6 protein-coding genes are annotated in these 15,235 nt (G+C 54.7%); 4 read left to right on the forward strand and 2 right to left on the reverse strand.

Annotated features, from left to right (window positions below):
- Window positions 1–83: 83 nt before the first annotated feature.
- The gene (locus Dvar_RS17255; RefSeq protein WP_419662920.1) at window positions 84–1,637 is read right to left on the reverse strand and encodes a TonB-dependent receptor; all 1,554 of its coding nucleotides are present in this window, start codon (window positions 1,635–1,637) and stop codon (window positions 84–86) included.
- A 620-nt stretch (window positions 1,638–2,257) separates the two neighbouring features.
- Here Dvar_RS17255 and Dvar_RS17260 point away from each other — a divergent pair.
- Window positions 2,258–2,410, forward strand: a complete 153-nt coding sequence (locus Dvar_RS17260; RefSeq protein ID WP_419662921.1) for a hypothetical protein — start codon at window positions 2,258–2,260, stop codon at window positions 2,408–2,410.
- Between the two features lie 196 nt (window positions 2,411–2,606).
- Here Dvar_RS17260 and Dvar_RS17265 read toward each other — a convergent pair whose 3' ends face one another.
- Window positions 2,607–3,092, reverse strand: coding sequence for a pyridoxamine 5'-phosphate oxidase family protein (locus tag Dvar_RS17265; RefSeq protein ID WP_419662922.1), 486 nt, complete (start codon window positions 3,090–3,092; stop codon window positions 2,607–2,609).
- An 847-nt stretch (window positions 3,093–3,939) separates the two neighbouring features.
- Between Dvar_RS17265 and Dvar_RS17270 the strand changes: the two genes are divergently transcribed.
- From Dvar_RS17270 to Dvar_RS17280, 3 genes are all read left to right on the forward strand, one after another.
- Complete coding sequence (locus Dvar_RS17270) at window positions 3,940–6,819, forward strand: hypothetical protein (protein WP_419662923.1); 2,880 nt, start codon at window positions 3,940–3,942, stop codon at window positions 6,817–6,819.
- 184 nt (window positions 6,820–7,003) lie between these two features.
- The gene (locus Dvar_RS17275; RefSeq protein WP_419662924.1) at window positions 7,004–13,375 is read left to right on the forward strand and encodes a HEAT repeat domain-containing protein; all 6,372 of its coding nucleotides are present in this window, start codon (window positions 7,004–7,006) and stop codon (window positions 13,373–13,375) included.
- A complete protein-coding gene (locus Dvar_RS17280) occupies window positions 13,372–15,234 on the forward strand; it encodes a hypothetical protein (RefSeq protein ID WP_419662925.1) in 1,863 nt (620 codons plus the stop codon). Before Dvar_RS17275 ends, Dvar_RS17280 begins: the two co-directional genes overlap by 4 nt.
- Window position 15,235 lies beyond the last annotated feature (1 nt).

A 15,235-nucleotide genomic window follows, 5' to 3' on the forward strand; every position in this document is an offset into this window, starting at 1 on the left:
AGTAAACTATCGATATCTTAGGGGCATGCAAAATGCGAGCATTATTATTTTGCGAACATTGGCGTTACACTATTCGCCAGCGCTTAGGCTGCTTTTAAAAGCGTATTGTCGGTGAGTTGATAGTTTACACCCAATCGGGGATCCAGCAGGGTCTGTTTATTGTGGGAATCGTAAAGTGTGTGAATACCGGGCGTCAGGTTGAAACGGCCGATCTGGATTTCATCCATGATGAACATGGACGGGTAGAATAAGGCAAAATCCTCATTCAATATTACTTCTTCCTTATACTCGGCATTGGGAATTTCGCCTTCCTTTTGATCGACATAGGAATGGGAATCAATGTCGGCATCGTTAAATACCAAGCCGATACCCCCTTTCAAGCGATGTGAATCGCTGAGTTGATATTCGATTTTCTCATTCAGTTCCCAGGTATTGAAGTATTGTTTATAATAGGAGCGATCCCCTTCGTAAATGTAGGTATAGTTTGTGCCGACCATGGGAGAAAAAAGAGACCTGAAACCACCGCTTCGGTAGTCCCACTCACCAATCAGGTTTAAAAAGCGCTCTTTCCAACGTACGTGGTTGGAGGTTCTTTCAGATACGTGGTCAACATCGTCTTTCATTTCGAGGGCATCGCTTTTGCCCAGGACAATAATTTTGATATCATTGTTTTTGGCAAATTCGTGCCGGTAAATAGCCGACCCGTCATAGTAACTCGGATATTGGGCATACTCCAGGCCGGTATTATCGTCCACCGTATCTTCCATGGCTTTGACATATGTATCGATAAAACCGCGCTTCAGGCTGAATAAAAAACTGTCTTTTTCGCTGATGGGCCCTTCCAGCATGAAAGAGCTGGAAAGAAAACTCAGGTTGACATAGCCTCCAAAACGATCCGTACGGGGATCCTTGACATTCAGGTCCACCACGCCGCCCAAGGCATTCCCGTACTCGGCGCTGAAACCTCCGGCGATATAGTCAATGGATTCGATCAGCTCCGGTTCAATAATGCTCTCAAGCCCGCCAAAGTGATAGAATCCGCCGGAAATAGAATGATTGTTCACCTGAAAAAGGCTATCCTCCTGGGCAGATCCGCGAATGACGATGCCGTTGCCGTATCCGTTGAAAACGGAAATGGAATTCACGCCGGGCAGGCTGGTAACGCTGGATAGGACATCCCGGTTGGAGCCCGGAATCTGGGTGGCTTCTTCGACACTGAGTTGTTGATTGGAAACTTCATTGCTTATCTTTTTGCTACGCACGGTTATTTGGAAGGCGCTGATGGATTGGGGCACCAGACGCAACACCAAATTCTCTTCGCTTTGCGTTTCAATTTGAAGCGCCTGCTCAAATTTGTCATATCCCGGCGCAGAAACGATAATTCTGTATTTTCCCGGCTCAAGCCGGCACTGGAACTTGCCTTTTGCATCAGCGGTCAATGTCTCAATGATCTCTTCAGAGGAGGCGTTGCGAATATAGATGGTGGTACCTGCAACAGCCTTGCGGGTCCCTTTTTCCAGTAACATCCCGTTAACCGGCACGGGTTGAGAATCAAGCGGCAGGCTATCTGCAGCACAGATACCGGCGGTCAGCACAATAATCACAAGTATCAAAGGCATCATCTTTGTCATGGTCATCAATTCACTTTACGGATAAAGAGGTTAATTTTGAGTTGGCATGCGTTAGGGGATCTGTTTTCGCAGCAACGGATCGGGTAAACATATTTTGGGTGCAGATAAACGCCGTCATGGATTGCAGGTTTACGACGCTCTTTTTCACCTTGTCTTGTTTTATTAAAGACACATTCACCTCATCGTGCCTGTTTGAGAAGTCTGGGTCATGGTATGGGAATATCGATGGCTTTCCCCCCAGCATTGCAAAAGGGGGCGTTTGCGACCGGAACCATACAGGAGTGGGGAAATCGCGTCTGTAGAAAATTTGTACGAATTTGTAAGCAAATGTATTGAGCCTGAAACCAATGCTTTGTTCATGGTTACCCCAATGTTGCATACAGAAGATTGAGAAAAATTGCCAATTGCCATGGCCACCTTCTATGAGATACACCTGAGAAAAGAAAAAGTTCCATTTTTTAATTGGAATAACAAACCGGAAGGCATGAATTTTAGCAACTTTAAAAAAGAGAGATTCCGTTGTAATTCAAGATAGTAGGGCAAGGATTGTCACTGTGTTGAACCGATTTAACCCCAACTATTGAGGAAAAAGATCCACGGCAAATAGGGGGCAAAAGGAATGCAAAATGAATCTTTTTCTCGTTGAATCCAACGCTACAGCCGTGTATTGCCCGGGATTGGCGACCGGTATCGGCCAGGTGCCGGCTGAAACAGCCGCGCAGGAGATGGCCAGCGCATACCGGAAATTTTTGGCATCCACGAGGAATTGGAGCCAATGAAGCGCTTTGCTATCTAGTGTCGGTTCAGAAATAGGCCAATTTGGTTGAGATCAAGGCGCACGGCCCAATCTTAGCCCGGGTTTAACCACAGGCGCCCCACAGGAAGTGCCCTTGGGGTGCATGTGGTTGATATTCTGAGGATTAAATTTTTCACGCAACGCCGATATCGGGCAAATTGGCCATTTCTGAATGGGTACTATTTCGTCATCGGCCCCAACCGAACCGGCTCAAAACGCTCAAATCGAATGTCCCTGACGGTTCGGATATCAGCCCATAATGTCTTGTAACCTTTCGTCCATTTATATCGTTTCACCCGGTGGCGCCACACATTGATTTCTTGTGGGGTGGCCTTGCGCGATGGTTCCACCGTTCCATACAATCGAACGCCTGGCCAGGCGTCAAATTTACCTGTGAATATCGCCTTGACCCACAAACCGAGTCCCATGTGAACGGCGGAGATGCAGACCCGTGGATCGGCTTTGAGATTGCGGCTTGTCTGATCGGGGAACACATCGCTGTAGTATCCCGTGCAATCATCCTTCAGGATCAGGGAGGCATATGGGGCCATGTGCGGGCTGCCATCCGGGTTGACGGTCGCAAATGTAAAAAACCGACTCGATTGCCTGCTTTTTTCAAAATGCTCGACGATTTTTGGCCAACTTTGGATCAGGTTGTTAGACATGGGGGCGCTCCTCATTTTAGAGATTCACTTTAAAGTAAAAATCGTATGGAAAAGAAATAAAAAAATCGGAATTAATATATAGTAATTTTTTAAAAAGTCAAGCTATCGTTTCCCACTACCAGGGTAACCGCATTTGGATCGTTTTGATTTTTTTCGCGGGCATGGCCCGTTCCTAAAACCGCCAACAGCTTGGCCATGTGCGGTTTTTTGTAGGAGCTGGCCATGCCTGCGACCCTATTGTTGCAGAATTCGGTTCCAAATGCGGTCATCCTGTCCCACTGCTGATTTATTTTGGGCCAATCAAGCCGGAGAAATTCTCACCGAAAAAAATCTCACTAAACTCTGTTTGCTCTTGTTAAAATTCTCATTGGCTGTTATAATAATTGCCACTTTGAATTACTTGGAAGTTTATATGACTGTCATTGTAATATGTTACCATTGAATTGCTTTTTTTCGGAGAACAGGTCTAGCTATTGATGGGCGGCGTTGCGCCGTCTGAGCATATTGCATTACACTCGTCACAAGGAAGACTGTTTCAGACTCGCTGTCGCACTTATACCCCCCTCCGCGGCTGCGGGTCTGGCTCAACCCCGCCGATCGGGGTTCCGCGAGCCGCGGAGGGGGGTATAAGTGCGGCGAGTCGGTGAGCCTTCCATTGTCCCAGGTCATGTAGTAGACATCTTCTCCAATGCGAAGAGAGCTGTATGAAAGTCATTTCTGCAGCTCTTTTTTTTATGATCCATGCTCGTTATTTGCCCCATTGTTGCAACTTTGGGGAAGATCCCAGGAAAATTTTTTACCATAAAACGTGATCACGTCCGAAAGGACACGATCCTAAGGTGTCTTGATGTCCATTCAAGTCAATCTAGAAGATATTCAACATGCTTGGGATGCAAAGGATCCGCAGCTTCCCCTTTTGATTGATCGGCTGTCCCGACAGCATGATCAACAGCCGACTACGGCGCGCAAGGACACACCGACCTTTGACGCGTTTCTCTCCGTGATCAATAGTGAGATGTTCAGACGACAGTCAAGGGAGGAAAAAGCGCTCTATCGCATGGCGCAGATCAAGCTGCTGGAATCGGACCAGGCCGAAAGCCCTTTATCTGACCGGCTGCGGCTGCATGAAATCGTTCTGACACTCTGGCAGGACGACAGCTCATTTGCCCGCAGCTGCCTGTTTGAAGTGATTGCCAGCGTAAACCTGACCTATGGCCCCTGGCGGGCGTTGAAACGGATTTATAAAGAAGCCGAAGCCCAAGGCGATACGCAAATCATGGGAGCCCTGGCGGCGCGTTTTGACATGGCTGTTGCCAATCAAGACCATCAAGTCAGCCATAGGACCCTGGGCTACCTGTGCCGCCGGGCCTGGCGCTATCTGCGTCGAACGGCCGAGGGCCTGCCGGTCTTTTACGCCGAAGCGGCCGCCGATTATCTGGTCTGGTATACGGACCAAACCCGATGGAACAACACCTGGATCGCCAATCACATCTTGTTTCACGAACAGGGCCGCTACACGCGCAAGACCTTCTGGGTCGATCACCGCGCCAATCGGGCACGGATCAACAAACGTGCTTACGCCGAACTGTGGCGCCGCACCCCCAGACCGTTGTTTGCCTTGCTGGAGCGCGCCCGCAGTGAGCGGATCCGCGAGTTTGCCGTCCAGGCGCTTAAAGCCGATTTCAAAACAACCCTGCGTGACATCGAACCCGCCTGGGTGGCCCGGATCATCCGCATCAAAAGTGCGACCCTTCATGAATTTGCGGTCTGGATGCTCGAAAATGCCCCCCGCCTGGAGCAGGCAGCGTTTCAGCGGCTCGGGCTGCATGAGGCCGTGCTTTCCCTCTTTGATTCACCGGTTGGCAGTGCCCGTGTGTACGCGGCGGACTATGCCCGCACCCATGCCCGCGACCTTGGGTTGGATCACCTGATCCGTCTGGTGCACAACACCCACGAGGCGGTGAGAAAACTGGCCTTTGATCTTCTCTCGGCCAAGCATCCGCGCAAGGATGTGGGACTGGCCGCTTGGGGGAGAATCCTTGAAACCCGATACGGCCACGACTATGCGGCCAAGATACTCAGCCGGCATTTTGGCCCGCGCGATCTGACGCCGGCCTGGTTTAAAACCCTTTTGCTCTCACCCAATGCCAAAACCATCAAATTCGCCAAAGCGCTGTTGCCGCAGGTCCACCCCTTTAAAAAACTTGGCGCTGCTTTTTTTACCGGTCTTTTGCTTGATTTGGTTGATGTCTATCCGAATGACGAAGAGCGGGCCACCCATATGGCTGAATTTGCCCTGGACCAACTGGCCCGGTTCGATCTCGATGCCCTTGATGAGCAATTTTTGAAACAGATGTTTGTCCATCCCATGGCGCACTTGCACATGGCGGCATGGTTTGATGAAGGCCGGCTCAAAGCCGAAACGCTGGATATCGGTTTTTACAAATCCCTGGCCTGTTTTCCCGACTGGCAGAAAGATCCCTGGCTCAAGGCCCTAAAACACAAGAAAGACGCATGGAGGGCGGTGATCGAATTCAATGCAGAGCTTGCCGCGTGGGTGCGGCAGTGGCTCTCGGACGTCCGTAAATTTTCTCCCGATGATATCGGATTCGATTGGCTGATCGGGCTGGTGGGCCGTTCGGAGCCGGACTATCATCAATTTGCCGTCGACATGCTGATCAAAGCCTTTGCACCAGCTGATTTCGCCCCGTCTACAAGCAAATTGGAAGCCTCATCCGACACCGCCCTAGCCGGATGCGAGCGTTTGTGGGCCATGGCCACCGGCAAGGGAAAAGAAGATGATCCGATCCGAAAGTTCGCAGTGGCGTACCTACGGCGCCGGAATCCCGACATCTGCCTGGCTGAAACCGATCGGCCCGTGGATCCGGGGGATGAAATTCCCGCCGCCTTCTTGACCTTCGAACGCATAAAGCCGCTTTTTACAGATGATCGCCGGCTGCTCAGGGATCTGGCGCTGGAATACGCCCAATGGGAATTTGCCCGCTGGGATCCATCGCCCGAAGATTTGATCGCGCTATGCGAAGCGCCCGACCCGCGTATCCGTCAGTTTGTCGCCAAGGCGCTCTTTGCCGACGATACCCAGCAAAACAGCCGGTTCAGGCTGGATGCGAACCGGTTCTCAGCAGCGTCGGTCTATGCCTTTTGCGAATCCGCAGATGATGGAACCCGGCAGCTGGGCATGCTGCTGATTCGCAGCTATCCGCAATTCCAGGTCCCCGAGGCGTTGTTTTGTCTCACGGAAAGCCCGGACAGGCGGATGCGTGCCTTTGTCATTCGCACCATCTGGTCCCTTTACCGTCAAACAGGCATCACGTCCCATTGGCAGCCGCTGTCTGAAACCAAAAGTAAGGCAACACCGGATTCGCTTGGCCAAGCACCGACCGAGTCACCACGGCCGGTCAGACCGTTTGCCGGTCACGGGGAATTACGTGATTTTCTGAGGCGCATCCTTTTTGAAATTCCGCCGGCACGCTATCCCAGGCAAAAAGAAGCAGTGACCCTTTCAAGGCTCAAACCGCTGCCCACACGCAAAGCCAAGCTGGCCATGATCGATGTCATGCGGGATTTGGCCGTGGAAGACGAGGCCTTTGCCCGGGTGATACTGCCGCTGCTGGAAGAATTTATGCTGTCCAAGGGTAAAAGCGAAATGGCCGCCTGCCTGGTGGCGGTGACACGGATCAAGGTGAGTCATCAGGTGGCTCTTTAACAGCTACAGTTTCGGGAAATTTGCCTGACTCGTCATGCCGGACTTGATCCGGCATCCAGGGATTATCCGAACGCTGCATTTAGTGCCCGGCATATGCCGGAATGACGCAAAACTTGGAAAATAAGAGAATATGAGCCCGGATCATCTCATTATAGCCTGCCATCATTGCGGGACAAAAAACAAAGTGCCCAATAAGCACCTGCAGGACCGACCGCTATGCAGCAAATGCCAACTCCCGCTGCAAACCGAAGCGCTGACCGCACCCATGGCCGTTGGCGGCACACGCGAGAAATATCTTGCCTATCGCGGTGCGATCAAGGCCATTGCCGGACGGGACAAAGACCTGTTTTTTGTCACCCTGCACGCTGAAAAACAGCCCACCGGCCTGTATCGGTTGAACACCGAGAAGCATACGCTCAGATTGCAGTCGCTGCCCTGCGGCGCCACAGCATTGGCGGTGTCCTCAAACGCGGTTTTTGCCGCCGGAGCAACCGGTGCGATCTTTGACTGCAGCAGTGACGGCGAGCCTGCTTTGCTGGCCCATCCGTTTGAGACATCTCCCATCGCCCTGGCGCTTTTGGGTGAGGATCGGTTGGCGGTCATGTCCGACAATGCCATTGGTATTGTGGATTTCAAAACCGGAAAACTGACACAGACCCTGGCGCTGCCGGAAAACGAGCAGGGCACCTGTATGATCGCGGATTCCACCGGCTGTTTTCTGGTGGCGGGCACCAGTCAGGGAACGGTGCTGGTCTTCGAAGCAGAGACCCAGCCAAAATTTGAACTCAGCGATTCCGCCAAGCTGCACGGCGGTGCGGTGACGGCATTGCTCTTTGAAAAAGGCGAGACGCGGTTTCTTTCCACGGGCAGTGACGCCAGGCTTTTATCCACCCATGTGCGCGGAACCCTGGAAGCGATTGATCGCGGCAAATCCGTCGGGCATGACAAACCGGCGGTTGCCATGACGACGGGGCCCCACCGTTTTTATACGGCCTCAACCGATAAAACGGTAAAGGCTTGGGCGGATACGGGCCGTCCCGTAACCTTGAAAGAGGGGATGATCCGGCCCGTGGCCCTGACCACCGTCAATGTCTATTCGCGCTGCCATCTGGCCGTGGCCTGCAGCGATAATTCCATCCGGCTGTTTCTTCTGGATGATGACGGAAAACCGGGTGAGATCAAACTCAAGTATCAGGATGCGGTGGATCGGGCCAGGTATGAACTGGAACAGAAAGATCCCTTGCGGCGTGAGGCTGTTTTGGATGAATTGGCCGGTTACAACGACCGACCCTCCCTGAAGATTATCGCCAAGTGCATCAGCGCTGACACGGACGCAGGCATCAGACTCAAGGCCGCCACCCTCATAGCAAAATCCCGGCATCCCAAGGCCGCATCACTGCTGGAAGGTCATCTGGGACACCCGGACGAAGCTGTTCGCATGGCTGTGTTTGATGGCCTGGTGACCCATTTGACGGAAAACCCGTTAAGGCCGGTGGATCTGGCGTTTGCCGCCGGCAAGGTGGATGTGGGTATTGCCGCCGTGGATCACCTGGAGAAAATGGCGGCCAGGGACGATAGGGCCCAACAGCGCCTGGAAGCAGCGCTTGATCTGGAACTTTTCGAGGTGAGAAAAGCCGCCCTTTTCGCCATCGAAAAAATTCTTCCCGCAGACTCGCCCCAGGCGGATATGCTGGCTCTGGGATCGCAGCACTGGGATATGCGCAAGCTGGCCCTGATCCGCTTTTTTAAGCGCGGCATGCTGAAAGATGCATTGGTGCAGGCCGCCTTGCGCAATTTCATGGAAGATGAGCGCCCGGAGGTGAGACAAACCGCCTATCTGCTCAGCCTGTTGACCGTTCCCAGATTGGCCAACCATCTGCGCGGCATTGATGCGGACCTGCACCGCCGGCTTTTTGAGATTGAAACCGCCGACCAAATCCAGACGCCTGATCTGCCGGCACCGCCCAAGATCCAACCCAAGCTGACCGTGGCAGACCGGCAGCCGCTTTTCAAGGCCATGGCCTGCAGGGCAACAGACATCTGCCTGGCCGGCGCATACGCCATGGCCCTGATCGGCGACGAACGGGCCTTTGGCCTGCTCATGCAGCTCAGCCGTGAAACGGACGCCGGCATGCGCTGCGATGTGTGCCGGGCGCTTATGCATCTGGGTGATCCGCGGGGCATCAAGCGATTGCGGGTCATGATCCATGATCCGGCCGCCGATGTGAGGGATGCTGCTTTTTCCGCCCTGGCCGCCCTGCATGCCAAGCATCCCCTGGCCGCCGTGGATGCGGGGTTTGCCACCCAATTTGAAGATGTGCGCCGCCGAGCGCTGGACATCCTCATCCAGGTCGTGGCCAAAAATCCAACAAAGCCGGACCCATTTGCAAGAGATCTTTTGCAAAAGGCCTTGAACGACAATGCCGTGGCCGTGCGCAGTGAAGCCTTCAAAGCGGCCCTCAACCTTCAGATCGCGGGCGGACAGGCGCATACCTTAAGCTTTGTGCTGCACAGTGTTCACAGCGACATTCGCAGAAATGTGCTCATGGAAGTGATCGCTGAGAAGAAAAACGCCTGGGCCGCTGCTTTGCTGACCGGGTTTTTCAATGATCCGGATGAAACCTTGCGCGCAGACGCCTTTGACGATGCCGTGGACAAAAAGAAAAAAACACCGTTGGCGGTGTTGACGGCGGGCATGGATGCCGAGTTTGAGGATATACGGCTGAAAACCATAGTTGAACTGGTCAAGCATCAGGATAAGCCCGCCCGCAAAATGCTGCTCAAGGCCTTGAACGATAAAAGCAAGCCGGTTCGTCAAAAGGCCCTGGAGAATCTTTTAAAAAAAGGCGTGAAAAAAGTCCTTTCCAAGGCATTTGCCAGCGACTACCTGGATGTTCGCAGCCGGGCCGCGGAAATTGCCGCCGGCTTCGGCGACCCGGATGCGCTGCAGCCACTGCTGGATCTGTTGGCCGAAAGGCAGCCGGAAGAGACCGAGGAGAAAAAGGCATGGACCGACACCATAAAGACCGCGTTAAGCGGCCTGGGTCGGTTGGGGACACCCGATGCCATCGACCCTGTGCAGCCGTTTTTGTCCCATGCAGACTGTGCGATCCGGTCCGCGGCCATCACGGCGCTGATCCGCATGTCCCGGCCTGGAAAGGAATCGGCGCTGAAACAGGCTATCAAACATGCGGATGCGCATGTTCGCCTGCGGGCCGCTTTGGGGTTGGCCTATTGCGGCAATCCCCTGGCTGAACGGCTGCTTTTTTCCGATGAGGCGTCCGGAACTATTTCAGACGAGGAACAGCTTACCGCAGCATTTATTTTGAGCGTGGCCGGCGGTGAGAATGCCAAGGCCGACGCCCATGAGAAAGACCATGGCAATTTCGACCGATTGCTGCTCTATCTGGACCATTCAAACCCGCACCTGCAGCAAACCGCCTTTCGACTGTTGATGCTGGCCGAATGGGAGGCCGGCGCCACAGGGGCTGCCGGTGAAAAAATCCCGCAACACTGTATCGCCTGTCTGGCGGCACTGGATCCAAAAATACGATTGGCTGCCGCCGGGGCCCTGACGCACATTGTGGATGATTTTGCGGGGTACATCGCCAAACAAATCAATGAACGAGAAAATGAAGCCCCTTGGACGATTCCAACAAAGAGCATCCAACTGTTGAGAGAACTGCTCTTTAACGCCCCCCTGCACGTCCGCGTAGAAGCCCTGCAAATCATGCTTAAGCTCAAAGAGAAAAAACAATCCCACTGGGAACAGGCCTGGACGGTACTTCTCAAGCGCTATCCCGAAGCGGTTGCCGCTGCCCGTGAGGGCAAGACATCTAAAAAGCCCAAATACAACCGCAAAAAACTGCTGCAGCTCGCCTTTGGCGCCTATGTGGGGCTGGTCCGGAACCAGAGCCGTTCGGGGGCCCAAAATGTTCTGCTCAACCGGTCGGCCATGCTGCGCATTGCCGACATGGCCGAAGGCGATGCATCCATGACGGCCGCCGCCAGGCCGGTTTTCATTCAGACGCTGGTCAGTCCCAACAAGGATGTGCGTCTTTTGGCCTTTGAACAGTTGGGCCGATTAGGCATGGACAACAAAGAGCGATGCGCCGAAGCCTTGCAGGTGGGACACAAGGACCTGGGCGTCCTGGGCCTGAAACTGCTGATGCAGGAAAGCGCCCGGCAGGTTGGACAGGCGCTGCTGGAAAATATCATCCTGATGAGAAAAGACGGGCTGGAGGTGGAAGCGGCCAAACTCCTGGCCGAACAGATGGGCAGGCCCGCTGTGGCGGAAAAAGCCTTGCAGGCCGTGTCCGAATCCTTGCGCAACATGGCGGTCAAATGGCTCATTGCCGACTATGATCAGGACCCAAAGGCGGTCAACGGATTGCGAGGCGCCACCCAAAGCCGTTTTTCCGCCATCCGGCTGGACGCCGCGTTGGCCCTTGGCGAGAAAAAAGATCAGACGGCCTTTGACACCCTGGCGACGCTGTTGGACAGCGCCAGGGAGGCGGCAGAACAGAAGAAACTGGTGCAGGCCCTTTTACGCTTGGGTGACCGGCGCACGCCGGATCTTCTGCTGGACCGGCTGGAAACGGACCCCATGGTCACGGCCGACAGCGATCTGTTGATCACCGCCGCCGGAAACTGCCGGCAACCGGAAACCGTTGAGCGGCTGATGACCCTGTTTAAGGCAGCCAAATATAAGAATAGCGCCTTTAACGCCGTGTTTACCATCAGCGGATTCGATCAGCAGGACTATCAATATCCCCGCCATGGGGATGTATTGGCCCGCCTGCTGGCCGCCACCATCCAGCACAATGAGAACAATCTCACGCGCAAGCTGATCAAAAGCGCACGGCTGGCCAGAGAAAATGACGTGGATGCCTCATTTTCCGTCCTGGCCCGGATTGCGGACAACGATGTGCGTCATGAGGCCATCGCGGCCATGGGATGGCGTCTCAAATTCCGCAAAGGCCCGGCCCAGCCGCTGCTCGACGCCCTGGACCATAAAGATCCGGCCACCCGGTTTCTGGCGGCCGATGCACTGGCCGGGGCCGGACGAACGGAAGGCATTCAGATTTTGCTGGCGGCAGTGGAACTGATGGATGATGTAAACGATCGCCGCCGCGCCGTGCGCCGGTTGGGTGAACTGGCCGACCAGCGGGCGCTGGATCTTTTGCTGCGTCTGGCAGGTGATGATGCGCATGCCCTGCAGGATGATGCCACCGAGGCCATTGGGCATATGGGCCAAACGGACCAGGCGGATAGAATTTTTGACCTGCTCCAGCGGGCATTGGCAACGGGTTACCGTTCCCAGCAGGAGATGGCGCTCAAAGGGCTGCGCTGGTTTGGAACCCAAAAGGCTTGGGCCCTGATTCGCGAGCAGGTGCAAAACCAATCGGATTTTTATCTTTGTCAGACCGCCATTGACCTTTTGGGAGAAAACAACGATGCCGCCACTATTGATCTGCTCTTAACGCTGATCAAAGACAGCGGCCGTTATCGATGGATGGCCGAGCGCGCCTATGGCAGCGCCCGAAAAATATTGGGTGACGATTCTCTGGAACCGGATTATGCCATGGTGCAGAGCCGTTTCCCGTCCGCTGCCATGGATTCACTGGAACGGGTTTGTGAAAAGGGCGAGCCGCAACATATCCTGGCGATCCTGCATAATTGTTCGGTCTCCATTCAAAGCGAGCTGGTGACCGGCCTGCTGCGAAAATCGCCCCTGCCGGTGGCGGCGGCCGCAGATGCTCTGGATGTATCCTTTGAAGCAACGGTTCGGGCCGCGGCCCAAATCGTGGGACGGGCCGCCACGGGCAAGCCTGAGGCAAAGACCCAATGCGTGGCTGCGCTGACCCGCTGGCTGGAAACGTGGCGGGCCAGACGGCAGGAGATGCTTGACAATGGCTACGATGATAAACCCCTGGTAGAATCCTTGACGCCTTGTCTGGAGCAGCTGATCTGGGCAGCGGGCCGCAATGATGCCGCCGAAGACATTTTGCTGGAGATGGCCACCGCCCACCTGGACGATGCGTATTTTCATCCCATTCGCAAAGCAGCCATCGAGGCCTTGGGCGCCTTGCGCCCCACTGAAAAAATTGCCCAAACAATGCAGGCTGTGGCGGTCGATGCCGAGCCTTCCCTGAGGCAGCGGGCGGCGGCTATTTTAAGCGGTTTTGAAAAAGACCTGATCCGCCCCATGGATCCAAAGCGGTTAACTGACCACCATAGCGTGGCCTGCCTGCAATCGCATCTGGATGAGGATACCCTGCATGCTGCCTTGGGCAGTGTGCATTACCAGGGCGTGGTGGTTCCGCTGATGATCAAGGAGAAAAACGTGGATGCCCTGAGCCGGATTGCCGGGGACTGCCATTTGCCTGAGGTTGAACGCTCCGGCGCCATCGAGGCCCTGGCCAGAATAGACGCTCCGGGTGTCCAGGCGGCCCTGATCGCCATTGGTGAGAACAAGCAAGAAGAGGAAGACTTGCGCAAATGCGCCTGGCGGGCGTTGAAGCGATTCAAGCGAGCACAGAAAAGAGCAATATGACAGAAGACCAAGACCAACACAACAAAGCGGACAGTACACCTGATCATACCATGGTGGATATGGGCTATCCGGGCAGCAGCGCCGTGGCGTCGCGTGGCAGTGCCGCCGACATTTCGCTCTTTACCGACACTCATCGTGCCCCGGTATCATTCAACGGCAAAATCAAGGATCCCATGCGGTTCCGTGAGGCTGCCGCCGCCCTGTATGCCATTGTGTCCAGCGATTACCGCTATGTCCCCAAGGATCGCAGCGCTTATCTGGCCTACTCCCGTCTGCGCCGTGAATCGGCGAATCTCAGCGCCTGGGAGGCCCAGCAGGCGTATTTCGACTGGCTGGCCCGTAATGATCCCACCGCTTTTCTGATTCTCGATCCGGTAATCTGCGTGCACCCGGACAAGATATTGCTTGAGGTGTTCAGCAAGGACGAGGGGGCCTATGCCTGTTTAGGGATCGGGATGGACGCGTTTCAAACCGATCAGGCCGCCGCATTCGGCACCACCAACATGGATTTCAGCCGTCATCTTTATGATGGCATTCAGAAAATACGCTCCCATAAAGAGACGTCCATTTCCATCGGCAGCGACGCCCTGACCCTGCAAGCCGGCGACGAAAAAGTGCTGGAAAAGAAAATCAGCCTGCCCGATTCATGGCTGCGCGGTTTTCTGCAGGTGCAGTCGGCGGCCACACTGCCCCATGATACCATCCGCATCGCGCCCATGGATGTTTACAACATGCTGCGGCACCTACGGCTGCACAAGGACGTCAAGAGAAAACGCCGCGCTTTACGCATTGAACTGGTTCCCGGAGCGTATCCGCGTCTGGTGCTGGAGCCGTGGGAGACGGCCATCGAGACGTCTCAAGAGATTTTTAAAGGCCGGCGATCGAAAGTGGTCCGGGTCTGGGGGCGGCGGCGACTGATGCTGATCCGCCGTTTGCTGCCCTTTGTGGATACCATTGACGTGCATCTTTGCGGCAGCGGCCTGCCCAGTTTCTGGGTATTCAAGGCGGGCGATGTTACCCTGACCCTGGGCCTGACCGGCTTTACTTCCGCCAACTGGTCGCGGGCCTTAGGTTTCGACTTGCTGCTGCCCAGAAAAGTCGAAGCCACGCAAGACCTTGAGGCGGTGCTGGCGCATCTTGAAACCGTGTGGCTGGATTCTTTCTCAGCCATTTCAACCGCCACCGGCCTTTCCGGTGCCACCCTGCTGAAAACATTGCAGTTGGGATGTCAGCAAGGGGCCGTCATGTACGATATCGCAGCGGATGTCTACCGCCTGCGACCGCTTTTGGGCCATACCATTGCGCTGGGTCGCCTTGAATTCAGAAACCAGCATGAACGCCGGGCCCATGATCTGCTTCACCGCAAGGGCGCGGTCACCATTGAATCCATCAATCGCATTTACGGTAGCGGAATTGAACTGACCGGCAGCGTCAGGGTCAGTGAAGACAAACGCGAGTACCGGCCCTTGATGCTGATCGACGACGACGGCCAGGTTGTCAACGCCCAGTGCACCTGCACTCACTACCGCAAAAAGGGATTGACAAAGGGGCCTTGCCCCCACCTGATCGCCCTGCGGCTCAAGCATGCCCTTGACGCCCTGAAACAAATGAAAAGCGGACAGATCTCCCGGGCGGTAACCATGGAAACCCGCACCTACTTCAAGCGCCGCGGACAACAGGAGAATGTCTGCCAGATCACATTGAACAAAGAACGCCTGAAAATCCGGTGGGGTACACAAGGCGAGGGCATGCGCGTTTCCAACGTGCATTTCAATACAGTGGATGAAGCTCGCAGCGCATATGGCGATCATGTGGCGCGTCTGGAACAAAACGGTTATTTGGATGCAACGGCAGGATGAT

It is taken from the genome of Desulfosarcina variabilis str. Montpellier (assembly GCF_048565275.1).
GTDB lineage: Bacteria > Desulfobacterota > Desulfobacteria > Desulfobacterales > Desulfosarcinaceae > Desulfosarcina > Desulfosarcina variabilis.

Bases quoted from the DNA above. Each gene is read 5' to 3' on its own strand.
- Dvar_RS17280 (WP_419662925.1), top strand. From the start codon at position 13,372: ATGACAGAAGACCAAGACCAACACAACAAAGCGGACAGTACACCTGAT.
- Dvar_RS17265 (WP_419662922.1), bottom strand. From the start codon at position 3,092: ATGTCTAACAACCTGATCCAAAGTTGGCCAAAAATCGTCGAGCATTTT.
- Dvar_RS17255 (WP_419662920.1), bottom strand. From the start codon at position 1,637: ATGACCATGACAAAGATGATGCCTTTGATACTTGTGATTATTGTGCTG.
- Dvar_RS17260 (WP_419662921.1), top strand. From the start codon at position 2,258: ATGAATCTTTTTCTCGTTGAATCCAACGCTACAGCCGTGTATTGCCCG.
- Dvar_RS17270 (WP_419662923.1), top strand. From the start codon at position 3,940: ATGTCCATTCAAGTCAATCTAGAAGATATTCAACATGCTTGGGATGCA.